The sequence below is a fragment of the Bacillus sp. RB3 genome (assembly GCF_030164735.1).
GTDB lineage: Bacteria > Bacillota > Bacilli > Bacillales > Bacillaceae_G > Bacillus_A > Bacillus_A cereus.
This window is the reverse complement of record NZ_JASNGE010000004.1, coordinates 75,693-97,099: the sequence shown is the minus strand read 5'-3', so window position 1 is coordinate 97,099 and position 21,407 is coordinate 75,693. Positions and strand designations below refer to the sequence as shown.

Genomic DNA, 21,407 nt, shown 5'->3' with positions numbered 1-21,407 from the left:
TGAAATAAAGCTAAGAGAGGATATAGAAAAATGAGCATAGTAAACGAATTAGTAAACCGTATAGATGAGACATATGACGTATCACAAATTGAAAAAGAAATTAAATTAGACAATATTGCGTTAAGTGATTTAGAACTATTGGCGACAGGTGGATATAGCCCCCTTACTGGTTTTTTAGGGAAGGAAGATTATGATTCAGTTGTAGAAACGCTTCGTTTAGCAAATGGTAGTGTGTGGAGTATACCAATTACATTACCTGTAACAGAAAAAGTCGCAGAAAGCCTGAAAGTTGGAGAGGAAGTAAAGCTTGTCAACAATGGAAATATATACGGTGTCATTCAAATAGAAGATATTTTTGTACCAGATAAAGAAAAAGAAGCGTTACTTGTATATAAAACAACGGATGAGGCTCACCCAGGAGTGAAAAAATTATATGAACGACCAAACGTTTACGTTGGAGGAACTATTATTCTAACAAAACGCTTTGAAAATAATCAATTTCCTTCTTATCATTTAGACCCAATTGAAACGAGGGAAGCATTTAAAAAACGTGGGTGGAAAACAGTGGTCGGATTTCAAACGAGAAACCCGGTACATCGTGCCCATGAGTATATCCAAAAGTCTGCTCTTGAAATTGTAGATGGTCTCTTTTTAAATCCGCTCGTTGGAGAAACGAAATCGGATGATATTCCTGCTGATGTAAGAATAGAAAGCTATGAAGTACTCCTTCAAAACTATTATCCGAAAAATCGTGTCTTTTTAAGTGTATTTCCTGCTGCAATGCGTTACGCAGGACCAAGGGAAGCGATATTTCATGCGTTAGTAAGAAAGAATTTTGGATGTACCCACTTTATTGTAGGGCGTGATCATGCTGGAGTAGGAGATTATTACGGAACATACGAAGCGCAAGAAATTTTCACGAATTTTACGATAGAAGAGTTAGGAATTACACCACTATTCTTTGAACATAGTTTTTACTGCACGAAATGTGAAGCGATGGCTTCAACGAAAACATGTCCGCACGGAAAAGAAGATCATGTTATTTTATCGGGTACAAAAGTAAGAGAATTATTAAGAAACGGTGAGATTCCGCCAAGTACATTTAGTCGTAAAGAAGTAGTGGAAGTGCTAATTAAAGGATTGAAAAAAGAAGTAGTAACAGAATAGGGAGAGAACGAGATGGATACGAATATTACTTGGCATACAGCTTCGGTTTCAAAAGATGAGAGAAGAGCGAAGAATGGACATCATAGTTTTGTAATTTGGTTTACTGGTTTATCAGCTTCGGGTAAATCTACAGTAGCGAATGCGGTCGCTCGTAAACTGTTTGAAAAGAATATTGGAAATTATGTGCTGGATGGGGATAACATTCGCCACGGTTTAAATAAAGACTTAGGATTTTCTGAAAGTGATCGCATGGAAAATATAAGACGTATTGGCGAAGTGGCAAAGTTATTTGTAGATCAAGGAGCAGTTGTCCTTACAGCATTTATTTCACCATTTCGAGTAGACCGCAAACAAGTAAGAGATTTATTAGCGGCAGATGAATTTATTGAAATTTTTGTGAAGTGTCCGATTGAAGAGTGTGAGAAACGTGATCCGAAAGGGCTTTATAAAAAGGCAAGGAAAGGTGACATTAAGGATTTCACAGGTATTGATTCGCCTTATGAAGAGCCAGCACAAGCGGAATTAATTGTAGAAACGCACAAATATTCTATTGAAGAATGTGCGGAACAAATCGTGAAGTATTTACAAGAGCGTAGTTTTATATAGGGGGATAAACAATGAGTTATGAAAAAGTATGGGCTAACAATGAAAAATTAAATCAGACGGAGAAAAATAAATTAGAAAAAGATGGCTTAGAAATTTTTAATGATATTCCTTACTATGCGGAAAATGGATTCGAATCTATTCCAAAAGAAGAGTGGGATGCCTTTAAATGGGCAGGATTGTATTTACAACGTCCAAAAGAAGCTGGTTATTTTATGATGCGGGTAAATATTCCGTCAGGGATTATTACAAATGCACAGGCAGAAGTGCTTGCTTCTATCGCTGAAGATTATGGACGTGATGTAATAGATATTACGACGAGACAAGCGATTCAGTTTCACTGGTTAGAAATTCAGCAAATTCCAGATATTTTTAATAGATTAGCGAGAGTTGGATTGTCTTCAGCTGGAGCGTGTGGTGATATAACGCGTAATATTACAGGTAATCCGCTTGCTGGCATTGATGCAAATGAATTATTTGATACAACGCATATTGTAAAAGAAGTATACGATTACTTCCAGCATAATGAAGAGTTTTCTAATTTACCACGTAAATTTAAAATGTCTATTAGTTCTAATATTTATAACTCAGCAAACGCAGAGATTAACTGTGTTGCATTTACACCTGCTACGAAAGAAATAGATGGTGAGAAAAAAGTTGGTTTTCATATAAAAGTAGGTGGAGGATTATCAGCCCGTCCGTATTTAGCTGAGGAATTAGATGTATTCGTTTTACCAGAAGAAGTGAAGGCGGTGGCGATTGCAATTGCTACTATATTCCGTGATTTTGGATATCGTGAGAAACGTCATTTAGCGCGTTTGAAATTTCTTGTTGCGGACTGGGGAGCAGAGAAATTTAAGGAGAAACTAATAGAGTATACAGGGCCTTTACAAAGTAAAGGGGAAAGTGCACTCAAAGGATGGAATGCAGGCTATTTTTATGGTGTTCAAGACCAAAAACAAGAGGGATTAAAATATGTAGGTTTTAATGTACCGGTAGGTCGTTTACATGCAGAAGAAATGTTTGAGGTTGCAAGAATCGCAAAGCAATATGGAAATGGACAAATTCGTACATGTAATTCACAAAATTTCATTATTCCGAACGTTCCTCCGGAAAATGTAAAAGGATTACTTAGTGAACCGCTGTTTGAAGCGATATCTGCAAGCCCGAAATCATTTATTGGTCATGCGGTTTCATGTACCGGTATTGAATATTGTAATCTTGCACTAGTAGAAACGAAAGAAAGATTACGTCAAATTGCAGAATACTTAGATACACAAATTGCACTCGATGTTCCAGTTCGAATTCATATGGTAGGCTGCCCGAATTCATGTGGTCAACGTCAAATTGCTGACATTGGGTTACAAGGGGTGAAAATGAAAACGAAGGAAAAAGGCATTGTTGAAGCGTTTGAAATATACGTAGGTGGAACATTGTTAGATGGCGGTGCCTACAATCAAAAGTTAAAAGGAAAAATAGATGGCGAGGATCTACCTGATGTACTTGCATCATTTATAAGTTATTTCAAAGAGAATAAATTACCAGCCGAGACATTTTATGATTTTGTAGGTCGTGTTGGTGTAGATACATTACAAATAGCGTTAAATAACGTGTTAGAAGAAGTCATAGCGTCTTAGGAGGGACGATATGGATTTATATCGATTTGAAGCTGTATTAGTGAGTGATATTGTTCCGATAGTTGTTGTTGCTCAAAGTGAAGAACAGGCATTTAAGCTTGCGGAGATTGAGCTTGAAAAGCATTTTTTACCGTTGCCAGAGGTAAAAGAGATTTCTTTGTTTGAAAAAAAGAAGATTCGAAAAGGTGCGGCATTTGTTATTCATGAGTAGAGATCAGTAATACGAAAAAATAAAAACTTCCATTCTTATATACGAATGGAAGTTTCATTTTAATAGAAGAAATGAGGAGAGATGATGGGAAAGGTTTATATTGTTGGAGCGGGTCCTGGCGATCCAGATTTAATTACTGTTAAAGGGTTGAAATGTATTGAGAAGGCAGATGTTATTTTATACGACCGACTTGTGAATAAAGAGCTGCTTTCACACGCAAAGCCTGACGCGGATTTAATTTATTGTGGAAAACTCCCGAATTATCACACGATGAAGCAAGAGACAATTAACACGTTTCTTATTAAGTATGCGAAAAAAGGAAAAGTTGTAACGAGGCTTAAGGGCGGCGATCCATTTGTGTTTGGTAGAGGGGGAGAAGAAGCTGAAGCATTAGCAAAGCAAGGTGTACCATTTGAAATCATTCCTGGTATTTCAGCTGGAATAGCTGCTCCTGCTTATGCGGGCATTCCAGTGACGCACCGTGATGCAAGTGCAAGTTTTGCTATTGTGACTGGGCATAGGAAAGAAGGTGCTGAAGAAGAAGTGAAATGGGAGAGTTTAGCGAAAGGTGTAGAGACTTTAGCGGTATATATGGGGGTTAGTAATTTGCCCTACATATGTGAGCAACTTATGAAGCATGGAAAAGATAAAAGTACGCCAGCTGCTATTATTGAGCAGGGGACGACGTCTATGCAACGCACAGTTGTTGGAACGTTAGGGACAATTGTAGATGTTGCGAAAAAAGAGCAAATTCAAAATCCGAGTATGATTGTAATTGGAGAGGTTGTCCGTTTTAGAGAAAAAATTCATTGGTTTGAGAAGCAGACAGAAAATGCTTATCAAGTAAGTGGAGTGTTGTAAAATGAAAGCCGTCTTATATATATGTCATGGAAGTCGTTTGAAGACAGCGAAAGAAGAGGCGATTCAATTTATTACATCGTGTATGAGCCGTATAGAAGCGACTATTCAAGAAGTTTGTTTTTTAGAGTTAGCGAATCCTTCTATTGAAGATGGTTTTCGTACATGTGTGAAGCGTGGGGCCACTGAGATTATTGCTATCCCTGTTTTTTTATTAGCGGCAGGGCATGTAAAAAAAGATATCCCTTTTGAATTGGAAAAATTAACTAATCAATTTTCGGATGTTAAAGTGACCTATGGTAATCCGTTTGGTGTATCAGAAACACTTGTTAAATCGGTGTATAGCGGAAGTGGCATCGAACAGGAAGATAAAAATGAAGTGACGTTACTTCTTGTTGCAAGAGGGAGCAGTGATCCTGAAGTATTAAGAGATATAAACTGGATTGCTTCTTTATTTCAAACAAAAGAGAAGGTTAAAAAAGTAGAAGTTTGTTATTTAGCGGCTGCAGAGCCAAAATTTGAGGAGAAGTTAAAGGAAGTTGTAGAACAAAAAGAAAAGAACATCGTTGTACTGCCTTACTTGTTATTTACAGGTTTACTTATGAAACATATTGAGAAAGAAGTGCGCCAATATGAATTGGGAGAGATAAAAATCAGTCCATATTTAGGGAAGAATGAAGCGTTTCAAGATATGTTAATTCAGAAAACGACGGAGTTATTGAAAGGAGATCAGTATGTATCCACTTACAGTGCGAGTTAATGAGAAACGCGTTGTTGTTATTGGTGGGGGAAAAGTTGCAGGATTTAAAATTATTCCTTTACTCAAACAGGGTGCGGATATAGTTGTGATCAGTCCAGAATTAGATGCGAATTTAGTAAAACTTGTGGAAGAAAAGAAAATTCGTTGGTATCAAAGAGAATATGAGAAAAGTGATATTAAAAGTGCTTTTTTAGTTGTTGCAGCGAGTAGTGATTCAATATTAAATGAACAAGTTGCTGAAGATGCCGCCGAGAATCAATTAGTAAATGTTATTACAAATCCGGAAAGTGGTAATGTTCATTTTCCGGCAGCAATTCATCGTGGTTTACTTAATATAGCAGTTTCTACTGGGGGAGCGAGCCCTAAGCTCGCAAAAAAAATTCGAGATGAGATTGCAAATAAATATGATGAGACATATGAATCGTATTTAGATTTTTTATATGAAGTAAGGGTGAAGTTAAAAGATTTACAGTTAGAAAAGAGAGAGCGAAATATATTGCTTCAAGAAGTGTTGAAATCAGTATATGTGCAAAACGAGGGGAAAAGAGAAAGTTTTTTACGAGAATTAGAGGAAAAGGTTTTAAAATAATAAAAGATAAAGTGAGCTTTACAAATATAAAAATATAATTTATAATCACAAGTAACTTCAATAGATAAAATCGATGAGCAAGAAGAGTACGTATATTTGATGCGTTCAGAGAGCTGGGGTTAGGTGGGAGCCCGGTACGATAAAATATACAGAATGGGCTTGCGAGAGGTATGTTGAACATTGTAGTAGGCAACCCGGGTTCCGCCGTTAAAAGGATAGAGTATCGGAATTATTCCTGTACTTGAACAAGTGGGATTTATCAATCCAATTGAGGTGGTACCACGGTATTTATATTACATATATCGTCCTCTACATGCATATTTGCGTGTAGGGGACTTTTTTATTTTCTAAAGGAGGTGTGCGAGTATGAAATGAAAGTGTATAATTAACAAAAGTTTAAATATTCAGAAAAGGAGAATTTATGATGAAAGAAACACAGCAATGGACGTCGAAAATAGGCTTTGTACTCGCAGCAGCCGGAGCCGCAGTAGGTCTTGGTGCGATATGGAAATTTCCATATGTTGCAGGTAATGGCGGGGGAGGCGCATTCTTCCTTGTATTTTTACTATTAACTTTATTTATAGGTATGCCTCTTTTAATAGCGGAGTTTGTTATTGGACGTAGCACGCAAAAAGAGGCCGTTACAGCTTATAAAGTACTAGTGCCAAATAGCAAAGTATATCCTTGGATTGGTCGTATGGGAGTTGTTACTTGTTTTAGTGTACTATCTTTTTATAGTGTTGTAGGTGGATGGATTTTACTTTATTTATATTATAGTGTGACAGGAAGTTTCTGGAATAGAGCAGCTGATTATGGACAATTGTTCGGTGAAACGATTTCAAATCCGTTAAGTGCGATTGGAGCACAATTTATCTTTATGCTTTGTACAATTTTTGTCGTAAGTAAAGGTGTAGAGAAAGGTATAGAAAAGGCAAGTAAGTACATGATGCCGCTATTATTTATTTTATTTATTGCGATTATTGTTCGTGCGTTAACACTCGATGGTGCTTTTGCTGGAGTAGAGTTCTTCTTAAAGCCAGATTTTTCAAAGCTTACAGCAGATACGATTTTATACGCGATGGGACAATCTTTCTTCTCACTAACAGTAGGTGCCTCAGTAATGGTCACGTATAGTTCGTATTTAAAGAAAGAGGAACATTTAGCGAAATCAGCAACATCTATTGTAAGTTTAACTGTTTTTGTTACAGTACTTGCAGGATTAGCAATTTTCCCAGCGATTTTCGCATTAGGAGTAAAACCAACTGAAGGACCAGGATTACTGTTTATCGTCCTTCCAGCAGTATTTGCAAAAATACCATTTGGTCAATTTTTCTTTATTATGTTTTTAATTTTATTCTTCTTTGCGACTTTAACATCAGCAATTTCAATGCTTGAAATTGTAGTAGCATCTGTTGCGAAAGGTAATGAGAAGAAGCGTCCGTCAGCATCATTATTAATCGGTATTCTTATTTTTGCAGTCGGTATTCCATCAGCTTTATCATTTGGGATTATGAGTGACGTGAAAATATTCGGGAAAACATTCTTTGATTTAGTTGACTTTTCGGTAAGTAACGTATTGCTGCCGTTAGGAGTACTAGCTATTTCATTATTTGTACCAAATAAAATGAGTAAAGAGTTATTGATGAAAGAATTAGAAGTGACGGAAACGAAGGGGAAAATGTTATTTAACATTTGGTTCTTCTTACTTCGTTATGTTATTCCGGTAACTGTAATAATTGTATTTTTAAATGCGATAGGTGTATTTAAAATGTTTGCATAAAAAAAGGCGGGGATCTCCCGTCTTTTTTTATGTGGATGTTGATGAGTGTAATAAACGATTATATGCTTTATAGGCTGTAGTGACTGCAAGGAATGAACCGATTAAAAATAATACTGAGCCGCCAAATGTAAATATCCGGCCAATATACGTCTCTCTAGCTTCTTCTATTTTTTGTTGTAATTGCGTATTCATATTGATCACCCCGTAAACTATAGGCATTTAGTTATAGTCTATGTAGAATGCCTATATTGTGTGAAGTGTAAATAAAAAACCTCGGTAGGCACCGAGGTTTTTTATAATCCGATATAAGGAGATGGGTCAACTGCGTTTGTCTTGCCGACATTCCATTCTCCAAGATGAAGTTCGAAGTGTAAATGTTGTCCGTATGATTGGCCCGTGTTCCCCATAAATCCAAGCTGATCGCCTTGTTTTACAGTTTGTCCATTCGATACAGAACGGCTATTCATATGAGCATATACTGTCGTATATGTTTTTCCGTTTATACGGTGAGATAAATACACTACGTTTCCGTAACTAGATGATAATTCTGAACGAATAACAACGCCATCTGCAGCGGCGATAATTGGAACCGTTCCCGAAGCAGCGATGTCAATTCCTTTATGATTATCTAAAGAACGTACACCAAATCCGGAAGTTTTTGATCCAGCTGCTGGTTTGATAAAGCCACCGATATTTGTATCATGTGGTGTTGGGGCCGCTTGAGTTGCTTGAGCAGATTTAGTAGCTTGTTGTTTGCGAGCCTCTTCTGCCTGGCGAGCTTCTTCCGCTTTACGAGCTTCTTCGGCACGTTTTTCTTCTTCAATTGCTTTTTGAACAGCTTGACGTTGATTTTCTAAAATGCCTTTGGATTCTTCTAATCCTTCAATCTCTGAATCTACTTTTGCTACTTTCGTATGTAGATCGTTAATAAGAGTTTGTTGCTGTTGTTGGTTATTTTGTAATTCTTGCTGTTTTTGTTCTAGTTTTTGTTCAGATTCTTTCAGTTGTTGTTCTTTTTTCTCAACAGCCTCTTTTTCTGACGTTACAGCATTTTGATCAGATGTTTGTTTTTTTACAATATCTGTATCGTTGTTTAATATTAAACTTACGGAGTACATATTATCAACAAGATCAGCGATGTTTGTAGAGTTTGTTAATACTTCTGTAATGATATTTGTACGCGGTTTTTCTTGCATAGATTGTAATCGTTGTTTAATAACTTCCTGACGTGTATCTATGTTTGTTTGTAATTGTTCTATATGTTTCTTTTTGTCAGTAATTACTTGTTGTGTTTTGCTAATTTCTTTTTTTGTATCGTTTAATTCAGTCTCGTTTTTATTAATGGAAGTAGTTAATTCATCGATTTTCTTCTGTAATTCTTGAATTTCTTTTTCTATTTGTTCTTTCTCGACTGATTTATTTTGTAAGTCACTTTGTTTGCCTTCTAATTCAGATTGAATGTTAGATAATTTATCTTGATTCGTTTCAGCGTATACGGGTGAAAGTAACGGGGAAGCAAAAATCGTTCCTGCTGCTAAAACACTAAACGCTGCAAATTTCTTTTTCATTGTTGTCTGACTCCTTTCCCTATGAATGTTATATATCATAAGAAGAAGGGTGTCTATCGTTGTAATCATAATGTAAAGAAAATTTTATAAAATTGCTAAGTTTTGTCGGAATTTATCATTTTTCAACTGTAATTGTCATAATGCTTACATTTTATTCATATGCACATAAAGGTAAATTTTGGGATTCATCTGTAAAATGAAGGAGGAAAGTAATCGTTTTTATGAGGTGAAATATTACTTGGAAAGCTAATAAAACACTAGTGAGGAATCGTTCTCATGTTAGGTTTTCTGACATGGGTCTGCTTTTTGTCAAGAAAATTATTTGTGTTCGGGCAAAGTTATTTTGTTGTCAGATTTTAATTTTTGATTTATGATTTTTAACAGGGACAAAATGTAGTGAATTGTCGAATAATATGTAATACTCTTAATTTCTTAGTTTTATAGAGATAGAATGAGAGATAGAGTGACACATCGAAGAGGGGGTTACAACAAATATGAAAAGAATAGGACTTGCATGGCAAATATTAATAGGACTTGCGCTTGGTATTGCGGTTGGTGCGATTTTCTTTGATAATCCAGCTGTTGTGAAGTACTTACAACCAATTGGTGATATTTTCATCCGATTAATTAAAATGATCGTTGTACCGATTGTTGTAGCAAGTATTGTTGTTGGGGTTGCTGGTGTTGGCGATGTTAAAAAACTAGGTCGACTAGGCGGAAAAACAATTCTTTACTTTGAAATTATTACAACAATTGCAATTATTGTTGGTCTATTAATAGCGAATATTTTCCAACCAGGAAAAGGCGTAAATATGGAGCAGTTAACAAAGACAGATATTTCGAAATATACACATACGACAGAGCAAGTACAAAGTCATTCATTTGCAGATACATTTGTAAATATTGTTCCAACGAACATTATGAAGTCGTTAGCTGACGGAGATATGCTTGCTATTATCTTCTTCTCTGTACTATTTGGTTTAGGTGTAGCAGCAATTGGTGAACGAGGAAGACCAGTTCTTCAATTTTTCCAAGGTGTAGCTGACGCAATGTTTTACGTAACAAACCAAGTTATGAAATTTGCACCATTTGGTGTGTTTGCACTAATTGGTGTTACAGTTTCTACATTTGGTCTTGCTTCATTAATTCCATTAGGGAAATTACTAATTGTCGTATATGGGGCAATGATTTTCTTCGTCGTAGTTGTCTTAGGACTTACAGCGAAAATATTTGGAATTAACATTTTCCAATTCTTTAAGATTTTAAAAGACGAGCTGATCTTAGCGTATTCTACAGCAAGCTCAGAAACAGTTTTACCAAAAATCATGGAGAAAATGGAGAAATTCGGTTGCCCGAAAGCAATTACATCTTTCGTTATTCCGACAGGTTATTCATTTAACTTAGATGGATCAACTTTATATCAAGCAATTGCGGCTATTTTCTTAGCGCAAATGTACGGTATTGATTTATCTATTACACAACAAATTACATTATTGCTTGTATTAATGGTTACATCAAAAGGTATCGCAGGTGTACCGGGCGTATCATTCGTTGTATTATTAGCGACACTTGGTACAGTAGGTATTCCACCTGAAGGCTTAGCGTTCATTGCTGGTATTGACCGTATTTTAGATATGGCTCGTACAGCAGTTAACGTTGTAGGAAACTCTTTAGCAGCTGTAGTTATGTCTAAGTGGGAAGGTCAATATGACGCTGAAAAAGGACAAGCTTATTTAAAAGAGATTTCTGAAAAGGGTCAAGCGGCTTAATTATAATATGAACAAGCTCTCACATAATATGTGGGAGCTTTTCTGTATATAGAAGAGGAGCAGACATAATGAAACGAAAATATGGTGACGGTTCTTCGTGGAAGAGGCTAATAGAAAAGAGTTATACGGTTAAGCAAGTGGAAGAGGGAATGCTCGGAATACTGGATATAAAAAAGGTGAGAGAGCCTAGTTGTAAAGAATATGATGGTGAAGAACTTTGTATTGCAGCGGATCAGTATACGTGGGTTCAATATTTTATAGAAGGGAAAAACTTTGCGATTACCGCTATGTTAGATGATCAGAAAAAATTAGTGCAATATTATATCGATGTGGCGAAAGAATATAAAATAGACGATCGTGGTTTACCGTATTTTGATGATTTATATTTAGATGTAGTATTATTACCTAGCGGTAAGGTGTATGTATTAGATGAAGAGGAGCTAGAGGATGCTTATAAAAGTGTCGATGTCACGAAGGAAGAGTATGAGTTAGCTTGGTACACTACGAAATGGATATTAGCAGCAATAAAAAATAATGAATTTTATTGGATTTCAATGTTGAAAGAAGAAATAGAAAAGTTAAAATGATTGTTGTATTCGAATTTTTGTATAATTACCAAAAAAATCTATACAAAAAATAATTGACTTTTGTTTTGTAAGCGAGTAAAGTTAGGAAAGAAATTATTATTAAAAAATAAATATGAAACCTTCTTATAAAGAGAGGCGGAGGGACTGGCCCTACGATGCCTCGGCAGCGGACTCGATTTCAGAGTGCTGTGCCAAATCCAGCAAGCGTGTGCTTGAAAGATGAGAAGAGTGTTTCTTATAGATGTATAAGACCTCTTCTCATCGGAAGAGGTCTTTTGTTATTCATTAGAAAAAGGTTGAAACTAGGGAGAGATGATACTTTGAAAGAAACGAGAGGAAATGGTTTAGCTTTATTACCACTTGGGATATTTTTGGCGCTATTTATTGGTTCTGGAATTATTACAGGTGATTTCTATAAATTGCCGATACTTGTAGCGATCTCAATTGCTGTAGGAGTCGCTTTAATGATGAATCGTAAAGAAAGTTTTAATGTGAAAGTAGAGCGGTTCGCTAAAGGTGCAGGAAATCCGGATATTATGATTATGGTATTAATTTTTGTGCTTGCAGGTGCATTTTCTGAAACTGCTAAAGGAATGGGCGGAGTAGACTCAACTGTTAATTTAGCATTAACTATTTTACCGCCAGGATTTATCGTAGCTGGAATCTTTGTTATTGGTGCATTTATTTCATTAGCGATGGGAACTTCAATGGGAACAATTGCAGCATTAGCGCCGATTGCTGTAGGTATTAGTGGTCAAACTGATATCTCAATTGCGCTTGCAATGGCTACTGTTGTTGGCGGAGCGATGTTTGGTGATAATTTATCATTTATTTCAGATACAACAATCGCAGCTGTTCGTTCACAAGGAACAGAAATGAAAGATAAGTTTAAAACGAACTTTTTAATTGTGTTACCAGCGGCTATTATTACAATTGTACTATTAGTAATAGTTACTTCAGGGAGTGACACGCAGATTAAAGCACATAGCTTTGATTGGATAAAGATTTTACCGTACGCAGGAGTACTGATTACAGCGCTACTTGGCTGGAATGTACTTATTGTATTAACTGGTGGAACTGTACTATCTGGTGTTATCGGTCTTATAGATGGAAGTTACACGTTAGAAAGTTTCTTTAAAAGTGTAACGACTGGAATGGGCGGTATGATGGAGTTAGTATTACTTGCTATATTAATTGGCGGTATGGTTGAATTAATCCAATATAATGGTGGTATTCAATATTTAATGAATGTATTAACACGTAATATTCGTTCGAAAAAAGGAGCGGAATTTGGTATTGCTGGTTTAGTGAGTATGACGAATATGTGTACAGCGAATAATACAATTTCAATTATTTTTACAGGCCCGCTTGCAAAAAATATTGCAGATCAATATGAAATAGACCCTCGTAAATCAGCGAGTGTATTAGATCTTTTCTCATGTTGTGTGCAAGGATTGATTCCGTACGGTGCCCAAATGTTAACGGCAGCAGGATTTGCAGCGTTATCTCCAGTTGAATTGTTACCGTATGCGTTTTATCCAATTTTAGTTGGAGTATGTGGGATTGTTTCTATTTTAATTGGGTTTCCAAGGTTTTCGAAAGTAGCTAAGAAAAAAGAGTATCATAAAACTGCTTAATTTAATATGAATGTTAGTAATTAAAAAACGTGCAGAGAATAGACTCTGCACGTTTTTTTTGCGTAAAGGGCTGAATATGACTCGGTCTTAAGTCTGAGTTAAAAACGGTTCTTAAGCTCGTTATGGAAAGATGAAAAAATAGTTAAGATAAGAGTATCAAATCGAAGGGAGGCAAGCACAAGATGAAACAATTTCTAGCGTTTATCGCAGCCGGTATTTTGGCTTTAATTGCTCTTGGTAGTCTTGCTGGTATTGTAGGATTCGCAATCGGAGCAGGAGTTGTATATTGGAGCTATAAATCATTTGTGCGAGCTAAATCATTTTTTGGAAAGTTAGCTTGGGGTATTGTTGGTTTAATCGGTTTATCCATTGCACTTTCTCATTCGCCAGCATTAATCGGTATCGCTGCTTTAGTGGTTTTATACTACGGATACCGTGAGTGGAAAAAAGAAAAAGATGTAGTTGTTCAATCTGCTCCAGAAAGTTCTAAATCATATAGCAACTTTGAAGATGAGTGGAACAAATTAATGAAAAACTAAAACAATAAATCAAATTATAATTAAAGTAGAAGAGAGGAAGATTTATAATGAAACAATCTTTATTCGGACGTGTACGCGATGCAATTTTAGCTGATTTTCATAACGTGTTAGATGAGAAGGAAAGAAAAAATCCAATTGCGATGTTAAACCAATATTTACGTGATAGTGAGCGTGAAATAACAAAAATTGAGAAGTTAATTGAGCGTCATAAAACATTAAAATCTAACTTTGCTCGTGAGCTTGAGCAAGCACGTTATTTCGTTAATAAAAGATCAAAGCAAGCTATCATTGCTCAAGAAGCAGGTGAATTACAATTGCACGAACGTGCGTTAGAAGAGGTAGCTTATTATGAAGGGCAAGTAACTCGATTAGAAGAAATGTATGCAGGTGTTGTAGAGCAAATTGATGAGTTAGAGCGTCGTCTTTCTGAAATGAAAAATAAATTAAAAGAAATGCACGCAAAGCGTATGGAACTAATGGCACGTGAAAATATGGCACATGCAAATCGTCGTATGAATACTGCGATGCATAAAATGGATGAAAATAATCCATTCTTACGATTTGAAGAGATTGAAGATCATATTCGTGACTTAGAAACTCTTATGAATGAAGAGCATGAGCGTGACACATTTGATATGAAAATTGCAAAACTTGAGCGTGAAATGAAAGAAAAGAATGATGTATCGTTAACGAAAGAGTTAACAAAATAATAGTAGTATATTATAAAACAGGCTTATGATATAGTGATAGGAGAAAAGGTGTTGGAAAGCAATGCCTTTTCTTCTATGTATATGTGACAAGAAGGGGGGAGCTGAAATGAAGAAACATTTTTCAAAGACACAATTAATGGGGATGCTCCTCATCATATTTGGGTTCGGTCTTTTTCTTGATATGATACTTGGACATTTTGAACCAGGTGGTCTCATTTTTGCATTTATTATGCTTATGTTTGGAAGGCATTATCGTAAAAAGAATCGTTATGTACGGGGAAATGTATTTTTATTTGTTGGTGGTATCGTATTTTTATTCTTCTTATTTTCATCAGCAGCATTTGTTCTTGTCGTATTTGCTTGTTTAGCTTTAATTGGTTATCAATTGATTCAACAAGGGCATCAGCAAAAAGCAATGAAGGTTGAAATTAAAGAAAAAGGGATGATAGACGAAGAGAAGCAAATATATCGTACAGAACCATATTTAAAAAATATGTTTGTAGGCAATGTGCGAATGATGGATCATATTTATGAACTTGAGGATATTAATGTTCAATATGGTGCTTGTGATGTGGAAATAGATTTAACAACTGCTATGATTCCAGAAGGGGAAACGGTAATTGTTATTCGAGGTGTCGTTGGTAATATTCGTTTATATGTGCCATATGATATTGAACTTTCTTTAAATCATTCTGTTATTGTCGGGCGTGTGCTCTTGCCAGGTCATGAAGAGACAGGGTTTAACCGCAATGTTACATTTAGAACAGAGCAGTATAAAGAGGCTCCTCGACGTATTAAAATTATTTCTTCGCTTGTCGTAGGCGACACGGAAGTGAGGAAAGTATAATGAAGAAACAAAAAAATATTTCGTGGATGTATATTCGTTATTCTATGTTGTCCTCTGTTAGTATCGCACTCATTTGTACAATTGTATATGTATGGAAAAGCGAGCAACAAGTGTATGATTTATTATGGAAGGAATCCATCGCTTCTGTTCCAATTGGCTTGTTTATTATGACTACAAGTTTACTTATCGGGGGAATTGTAGGATATGCAATCGGTTACTATATAGAGCAGCGTATACAAGGATTAAATACGTTTCTATTTGAAGTAGAGCGAGGGAATTTTCCGAGCGATGTTTCGTTTACTGCAGATGATGAATTTCATGAAGTGGAACGAAAAGTAATCGTTCTGGCTCGTCGATTAGAGGAGCAAGCTGGACTCTTTCAAAAAGTAACGAATGAACGAGCTCATTGGAATGAAGAGATGAGACAAGAAGCGATTTCTCAAGAAAGGCATCGTTTAGCAAGGGAGTTGCATGATTCAGTAAGTCAGCAGCTTTTCGCAATGTCGATGATGATGTCAGCGATTAATGAACAAATAACTGAATTTCCAGATGTGACAAAAAAACAATTGCAACTTGTTGAAAATATGGTTGTAAATGCTCAATCAGAAATGAGAGCATTGCTCCTTCATTTACGTCCTGTACAATTGGAAGGTAAGAAACTGACAGAAGGTATAGAGGAATTATTAACGGAATTATCGCGAAAACAACATATGAAAATTGAATGGCTTATTGAGCCAATAGAATTAAAAAAAGGTGTAGAAGATCATTTATTCCGTATTGTGCAAGAGGCGCTATCAAACACGTTGCGACACGCGAAGGCAAAGAAAACAGAAGTGCGCCTTCGAAAAATTGATCAATATGCGATTTTAAAAATCATTGATGACGGCGTTGGGTTTGAAGTAGGGGTTAATAAGGCTGGTTCATATGGCCTAAGATCGATGCAAGAGCGTGTTCATGAAATTGGTGGGACACTTAAGGTACTTAGTTTCCCGGCCAAAGGTACACAAATAGAAGTAAAAGTACCGATTATGATTGAGAGAGGGGGAGAAGTATGATAAAAGTATTGCTTGTCGATGATCATGAAATGGTTCGTATGGGTGTATCGGCATATTTATCTACACAGCCAGATATTGAAGTAGTAGGGGAAGCTGAGAATGGAAGAAAAGGATCACAATTAGCATTGCAATTAAGGCCGGATATTATTTTAATGGACCTTGTTATGGATGAGATGGACGGTGTCGAAGCAACACGTGCTATTATTCAAGAATGGCCAGAAGCAAAAATTGTAGTTGTAACAAGCTTTTTAGATGACGAAAAATTGTATCCTGTTATTGAGGCTGGGGCGACCAGCTACTTATTAAAAACATCAAGAGCAAGTGATATTGCTGATGCTGTACGAGCTACTTATGATGGAGAAACAGTATTAGAGCCGAAAGTTACCGGGAAAATGATGTCCCGTATGCGTCAAAAGAAAGAGCAACCTTTGCATGATGATTTAACGGAAAGAGAGTTTGAGATTTTGTTATTAATTGCAGAGGGAAAAAGTAATCAAGAGATTGCGGACGAGTTATTTATTGCACTGAAAACGGTAAAGACACATGTGAGTAATATATTAAATAAATTGAATGTAAGTGACCGTACTCAGGCGGTTATTTATGCATTTAGGCATCAATTAACGAAGTGATAAAGTGAAACTTTAATTGGCGGGGAATTCCTCGCTGATTATTGGCTCGATACAATATAGATTTGGTGTTAAAACAATTGAATGTTTTTATTGACGATAAATAATGTAAGCGTTATCATTGAGGTGTTAACAGTACATATAAAGGGGAGAATGTATATGTTAGTTCAAACTATATTCGGAATGGATCAGTCTAAAAAATTAGGGGATTATGTGAACGCATTACAAGCGCTTTGTGAACGATATAATGTTGAAACAGATAAAATTGCGATTATTGAGGCAACAGAGGAATACTATTTATTTTTAGTAAAGCAAGAAGAGCGCTATGATGTTGTCAAGGTAGAAACAGTTGATACGAATATTGAATATTATACGAAGGCTTATAAAATAAGCAGTTTTAATCATGCTGCGTATCAAATATAAAAAAACTCCCTTTTGGGAGTTTTTTTAGGAGGCTTTTACTTCGTGAGATTCGGTTACTAATGGAACTTTTTTCGTACCGCTTAACTTAGCCATTGCAAGACCAATAAGAGCTCCTACTAATGCTGGTATTAGCCAGCCGATTCCTTCATTATATAAAGGGATAAATTCAAAATATGGTGTGATAAATGCAACTGAAATACCACCTTGTTTTAATCCATCAAATACGCTCACTACAGCTGCTCCAATTAAAGCACCTACATAAACAGAGCGATATCCACCGAAGTATTTATGAAGTAATGATAGTAGTACGAGTACAATCGCAATTGGATACACAACAAGTAGAATTGGAACAGAGATTGCGATAATTTTCGTTAAACCTAAGTTGGCAACTAGTAATCCTAATGCGCAAATGATACTCGCGAACGTTTTGTATGAAAATGTAGTCAATAATGTTGAAAAATATTGGCTGCACGCAGATACGAGTCCAACGCATGTCGTTAAACAAGCGAGTGTAACGATAAGAGATAATAGGAGCAAACCGTATGGACCGAATAATTGTTGTACGATAACAGTAAGTAGCTGTCCGCCATTTTTTGCATATCCGAGCGAGACGCTAGTTGCTCCAAGCCAGCCGAGTGCACCGTATACAAGTACGAGCCCTGTAGCGGCAATAAGCCCTGCTTTTGCTGTGGCGATGGCAATGGACTTACGATCATTCACACCTTTAGAGCGAATTGCATTTACAACGATAATTCCGAATGCAAGTGCTGAAATAGTGTCCATTGTTAAGTAGCCTTCCATAAAGCCTTTGAAGATTGGAGAAGTTTGATACTCTTGCATTGCTGGTCCTGATTGCCCAAGTGGTGTAAATACACTTTTAACAAACAATAAGAAAATAGAGAGTAATAAAATAGGTGTTAATACATTTCCAATACGATCAACAAGTTTAGATGGATTCAAACTCAGCCAAAATACGATAGTAAAGAAGATGATTGTATATACAAATAGCACTAGGCTGCTAGAGCGGATTGTTTCTGGTAAGAAAGAACTAACCCCCATTTCATAAGCGACATTTGCAACACGTGGGATGCCCATAGATGGACCGATAGCAATGTATACAATTACTGTAAAGAAAATTCCGAATAATGGATGAACATGACTTGCAAGTTGCTGCATTCCATTTCCAGATAGAGAAATTGCGATAACAGTTAGTAGTGGTAAGCCAACTCCTGTTAGTAAAAATCCAATCATTGCTGGCCAAAAGTTTTCACCTGCATTTTGGCCAAGCATGGGAGGGAAAATTAAATTACCTGCCCCAAAAAATAAAGAAAATAGCATAAGACCCGTGAAAAAAATATGTTTTTTTGATACAGTGTTCATTGTTTTTCCTCCTTTTTTATTCATTTGTAAGAACACAAAAAACTCGTCCCTAAAGAAAGGGACGAGTTATATTTACCCGCGATACCACCCTAATTTACACATGTAGAAATAAATCTATATGTATACGGCTTTGCAACGTACAACATGATACGTGTTCCTTGTAACGGGGGACGGCCGGTAAGAACTTACTGTAACATTCGGTTCTACTTCTCGGAGATGATTTTCGGTTACGCGCTGAACGTTGGCTTTCAGCAAATCGCCAACTCTCTGGGGAACAGTTCTATAACGTACTCGTTCTCGTCAATGAATTTTTATTCAAGTATTCTGACAGTATTGTTGCATGTTTTTTTTAGAAAGTCAATATGTTTTTTGAAAGATATATTTATATACGGAAATATCGAAAGTGATATTCGTTGTTGTAAAGGAAATGATGAATTGTAAAATGGTAGTGAAAATTTGCGGAGAATTGTAAATTTTATAGAGAAAATTGATATTTATAGGAGTGAAGAAGGGATTGTTTGAATTTATAGAGAATAATACAACAATCCACTTGCTGGAAAGAACAAACCAAAAGAGGTGACTGAAATGCTTGCGATGGGAGTATTATTTGGCATTATTGCTATAATTGGTTTTATGTGGTTATATTATTCGCGTTCGTTTAAACAAGCAGAAGTTTTACTCTTTCAAAAAGGTAGTTTGTTGACAAATCAGTCTAGATATTTAGTATGTCCGAAGTGTGGAAGTGCACAGGCCAGAAGTGGAGGATATCAAGAGTGTTGCAAAATTAGATTATGAAAGAAAGGAAGCCTCACATTATTTTGTGAGGCTTCCTTTCTTACAACTTCATGGCGCTCCAAATTGTCCATCGATCTCTTTCAATAATAGGAGAGACGTTTTGTAATGCGGTCTGTATATGTTGTAGAAGTTGAGAAAGTTCATCATCTGTTAACTCATATAGAATGGATCGACCTGTTCGAGGAGATAAATCTTGCAATAATGTTTCTACAGAATCATGTATTTTTCGTATTTCCCATTGTGTTTGTGTGGGAAGTACATGAAGAGAATGTTTTTGTAATTCTGTCTGTATAGTGTTGGTTTTTGGACGTCTTTTTGACTCTATTTCAATAAGTTTTGGAAATAGAGAGAAAAAATATCCGCGAATGTGTTCGGAACTTCCTGGAATTGTACAATCTTCAATTGTTCGATCTTGTAAAATAAGTACACCGTTTTTATTTAATATACGAGAAGCTTCACGTAAAAATGTAGGAATGTCTTGTAAATGATGAATAACTGCACGCGAAATAACTATGTCGAATGTTTCATTAGGGTATGGGATATTATGTGCATCACCGTGGATGAATGAAATGTTTGAAAAGTTGTTACAATTTTCTTTTGCAGCTTGTAATATTTCTTTTGAAAAATCAAGTCCCACAACATTATTGGCTCCCATAAGAGCGAGTTCTTTCGTATAAATCCCACCACCACAGCCGATATCAATTATTTGCTTGTTTTGTATTTCTGTAATGTTTTTTACCATTTCAGCCCAAGAAATATGAGCGTTTCTTGTTGCATATGTGTACTTATTATTTTCATCATGAAAATTAATGGACATGATAAAGACCTCCTTTCAATGATTAGTATAGCGTATTTAATAGGATGTCACGTTTTTGTTTTATGTATGAAGATTATAAGGATTTCTTATCGTAAGAGGAGGATTAATTTGAAAGGGAAATATGTATTGGTGTTGTTGTTTGTTATGTTACTAGCAGCTTGTGGTCAAGTTGAGCCGAAAAAAGAAACAAAAAAAGTAGAAGAGACGGTGAATGAAGTGAAAGAAACAATAGGGGTAACCGTTATACAAAAAAAACATAAAGAGAAAAAGTTGCAGGAATCAGAAGCGAAGTTAGTAATAGACATTTTGAATAAAGCTGAGAAACAAGAAATAACAGGAAGCTTCGGTGAACCTGAATATGAAATACAAATTAGTAGAGATGGGGAAAAAGAAACTTATTATGCATGGTTAAGGGGAGAAGATAGACGAGGATGGGTGCAATATAAGAAAGCTATGTATATGTTGAATGAAAAAGATACGGAAAAGCTTTTGGATATATTTCCAAATGTCTCAGAACAAAAAGAAGATGAGATGCAGGTAAGCCCTTTAACGGAAGTAACAAAAAAAGATTTGCAGATTACCGCGTTTCATATTAAAACAGGCGATCAAAACGTGAATTATACGGTACGGTATACGATTTCACAATCACTATACAATAAGTTAGTGAAGGAGCAAGAATATTATTTGCAACTCAATTTTCCAGAAAAAGTTCAAAAATTAATTGGAGCAAAAGAGAGTGAAATGATTTTAGGTGAAAAAGTAAAGGAAGGGTATAAGCAATATGAATTGCATGCTACTGTTCCGATAAAAAGCGCTTCAGAATCACAATTAAAATCATTAGAAACATATTACGAAAGTTATGATTTGAAAATATTAAACAGTAAAAAAGAAAAAATAGGTGTGTTTCAAAATATAATTCAGATTGTTAAAGATTATGGTGAAAAAATGAATTTTCAAAGATAAAGTGAGACTTTAATTAGCCCTTACGGATTGGAATGAATATAAACTCGTCAAATCTATATGACCTTTCCTAGGAAATGATAATAGAG

General features: G+C 35.8%; 23 protein-coding genes, 1 riboswitch and 2 other annotated features. Of the genes, 19 read left to right on the top strand and 4 right to left on the bottom strand.

Annotation, left to right across the window (positions count from 1 at the left end; translation table 11 throughout):
• Window positions 1–30 precede the first annotated feature (30 nt).
• The 8 genes from sat (at window position 31) to QO049_RS07940 (ending at window position 7,605) form a co-directional block, all read left to right on the top strand.
• A complete protein-coding gene (gene sat / locus QO049_RS07975; protein WP_246962398.1) occupies window positions 31–1,167 on the top strand; it encodes a sulfate adenylyltransferase in 1,137 nt (378 codons plus the stop codon).
• Window positions 1,168–1,179: 12 nt separating this feature from the next.
• Window positions 1,180–1,773, top strand: coding sequence for an adenylyl-sulfate kinase (gene cysC / locus QO049_RS07970; RefSeq protein ID WP_246962400.1), 594 nt, complete (start codon window positions 1,180–1,182; stop codon window positions 1,771–1,773).
• A gap of 11 nt (window positions 1,774–1,784) precedes the next feature.
• A complete protein-coding gene (locus QO049_RS07965; RefSeq protein WP_000119615.1) occupies window positions 1,785–3,407 on the top strand; it encodes a nitrite/sulfite reductase in 1,623 nt (540 codons plus the stop codon).
• 10 nt (window positions 3,408–3,417) lie between these two features.
• Window positions 3,418–3,618, top strand: a complete 201-nt coding sequence (locus QO049_RS07960; protein WP_000366918.1) for a DUF3906 family protein — start codon at window positions 3,418–3,420, stop codon at window positions 3,616–3,618.
• 84 nt (window positions 3,619–3,702) lie between these two features.
• Complete coding sequence (gene cobA / locus QO049_RS07955) at window positions 3,703–4,479, top strand: uroporphyrinogen-III C-methyltransferase (protein ID WP_000521255.1); 777 nt, start codon at window positions 3,703–3,705, stop codon at window positions 4,477–4,479.
• Between the two features lies 1 nt (window position 4,480).
• Window positions 4,481–5,236 (top strand): sirohydrochlorin chelatase, encoded by a 756-nt coding sequence (locus tag QO049_RS07950; RefSeq protein ID WP_000648885.1) that lies wholly within the window; start codon window positions 4,481–4,483, stop codon window positions 5,234–5,236.
• Complete coding sequence (locus tag QO049_RS07945; RefSeq protein WP_000283363.1) at window positions 5,211–5,825, top strand: NAD(P)-binding protein; 615 nt, start codon at window positions 5,211–5,213, stop codon at window positions 5,823–5,825. Before QO049_RS07950 ends, QO049_RS07945 begins: the two co-directional genes overlap by 26 nt.
• A gap of 64 nt (window positions 5,826–5,889) precedes the next feature.
• Window positions 5,890–6,138, top strand: a binding site (T-box leader).
• A gap of 111 nt (window positions 6,139–6,249) precedes the next feature.
• Window positions 6,250–7,605 (top strand): sodium-dependent transporter, encoded by a 1,356-nt coding sequence (locus tag QO049_RS07940; protein ID WP_246962402.1) that lies wholly within the window; start codon window positions 6,250–6,252, stop codon window positions 7,603–7,605.
• A 27-nt stretch (window positions 7,606–7,632) separates the two neighbouring features.
• Here QO049_RS07940 and QO049_RS07935 read toward each other — a convergent pair whose 3' ends face one another.
• Entirely contained in the window at window positions 7,633–7,797 is a 165-nt protein-coding gene (locus QO049_RS07935; RefSeq protein WP_001096002.1) for a hypothetical protein, read from the bottom strand.
• A 101-nt stretch (window positions 7,798–7,898) separates the two neighbouring features.
• Window positions 7,899–9,173: a murein hydrolase activator EnvC family protein gene (locus tag QO049_RS07930; RefSeq protein WP_246962404.1), complete on the bottom strand. Its 1,275-nt coding sequence runs from the start codon at window positions 9,171–9,173 to the stop codon at window positions 7,899–7,901.
• A 494-nt stretch (window positions 9,174–9,667) separates the two neighbouring features.
• Here QO049_RS07930 and gltP point away from each other — a divergent pair, with 494 nt between their 5' ends.
• The 9 genes from gltP (at window position 9,668) to QO049_RS07885 (ending at window position 17,366) form a co-directional block, all read left to right on the top strand.
• Complete coding sequence (gltP, locus tag QO049_RS07925) at window positions 9,668–10,942, top strand: glutamate/aspartate:proton symporter GltP (protein WP_000821130.1); 1,275 nt, start codon at window positions 9,668–9,670, stop codon at window positions 10,940–10,942.
• A gap of 68 nt (window positions 10,943–11,010) precedes the next feature.
• A complete protein-coding gene (locus QO049_RS07920; protein WP_000824666.1) occupies window positions 11,011–11,529 on the top strand; it encodes a ribonuclease FAU-1 family protein in 519 nt (172 codons plus the stop codon).
• Window positions 11,530–11,649: 120 nt separating this feature from the next.
• Window positions 11,650–11,755: riboswitch (SAM riboswitch) on the top strand.
• Between the two features lie 94 nt (window positions 11,756–11,849).
• Window positions 11,850–13,166, top strand: a complete 1,317-nt coding sequence (locus QO049_RS07915) for a Na+/H+ antiporter NhaC family protein (protein ID WP_000665486.1) — start codon at window positions 11,850–11,852, stop codon at window positions 13,164–13,166.
• Between the two features lie 182 nt (window positions 13,167–13,348).
• Entirely contained in the window at window positions 13,349–13,705 is a 357-nt protein-coding gene (locus QO049_RS07910; RefSeq protein WP_246962406.1) for a lmo0954 family membrane protein, read from the top strand.
• A gap of 47 nt (window positions 13,706–13,752) precedes the next feature.
• Window positions 13,753–14,415 (top strand): PspA/IM30 family protein, encoded by a 663-nt coding sequence (locus QO049_RS07905; RefSeq protein ID WP_246962408.1) that lies wholly within the window; start codon window positions 13,753–13,755, stop codon window positions 14,413–14,415.
• 106 nt (window positions 14,416–14,521) lie between these two features.
• The gene (liaF, locus tag QO049_RS07900) at window positions 14,522–15,262 is read left to right on the top strand and encodes a cell wall-active antibiotics response protein LiaF (protein ID WP_000716096.1); all 741 of its coding nucleotides are present in this window, start codon (window positions 14,522–14,524) and stop codon (window positions 15,260–15,262) included.
• Complete coding sequence (locus QO049_RS07895; protein WP_000744326.1) at window positions 15,262–16,317, top strand: sensor histidine kinase; 1,056 nt, start codon at window positions 15,262–15,264, stop codon at window positions 16,315–16,317. Before liaF ends, QO049_RS07895 begins: the two co-directional genes overlap by 1 nt.
• Entirely contained in the window at window positions 16,314–16,946 is a 633-nt protein-coding gene (locus QO049_RS07890) for a response regulator (protein ID WP_000598713.1), read from the top strand. Before QO049_RS07895 ends, QO049_RS07890 begins: the two co-directional genes overlap by 4 nt.
• Window positions 16,947–17,027: 81 nt before the next feature.
• On the top strand, window positions 17,028–17,366 hold the full coding sequence (locus QO049_RS07885) for a DUF3922 domain-containing protein (protein WP_246962411.1): 339 nt from the start codon (window positions 17,028–17,030) through the stop codon (window positions 17,364–17,366).
• 24 nt (window positions 17,367–17,390) lie between these two features.
• Here the strand turns inward: QO049_RS07885 and brnQ3 are convergent, their stop codons facing one another.
• Window positions 17,391–18,746, bottom strand: coding sequence for a branched-chain amino acid transport system II carrier protein BrnQ3 (gene brnQ3 / locus QO049_RS07880; protein ID WP_246962412.1), 1,356 nt, complete (start codon window positions 18,744–18,746; stop codon window positions 17,391–17,393).
• Between the two features lie 54 nt (window positions 18,747–18,800).
• Window positions 18,801–19,059 (bottom strand) — a binding site (T-box leader).
• Window positions 19,060–19,331: 272 nt separating this feature from the next.
• On the opposite strand from brnQ3, the gene QO049_RS07875 reads away from it, so the two are divergent.
• Window positions 19,332–19,541 (top strand): hypothetical protein, encoded by a 210-nt coding sequence (locus QO049_RS07875; RefSeq protein WP_000880630.1) that lies wholly within the window; start codon window positions 19,332–19,334, stop codon window positions 19,539–19,541.
• Between the two features lie 40 nt (window positions 19,542–19,581).
• On the opposite strand, the gene QO049_RS07870 is transcribed toward QO049_RS07875, so the two are convergent.
• Complete coding sequence (locus tag QO049_RS07870; RefSeq protein ID WP_098450977.1) at window positions 19,582–20,358, bottom strand: class I SAM-dependent methyltransferase; 777 nt, start codon at window positions 20,356–20,358, stop codon at window positions 19,582–19,584.
• A gap of 108 nt (window positions 20,359–20,466) precedes the next feature.
• On the opposite strand from QO049_RS07870, the gene QO049_RS07865 reads away from it, so the two are divergent.
• A complete protein-coding gene (locus QO049_RS07865; protein WP_246962414.1) occupies window positions 20,467–21,321 on the top strand; it encodes a YhfM domain-containing protein in 855 nt (284 codons plus the stop codon).
• Window positions 21,322–21,407 lie beyond the last annotated feature (86 nt).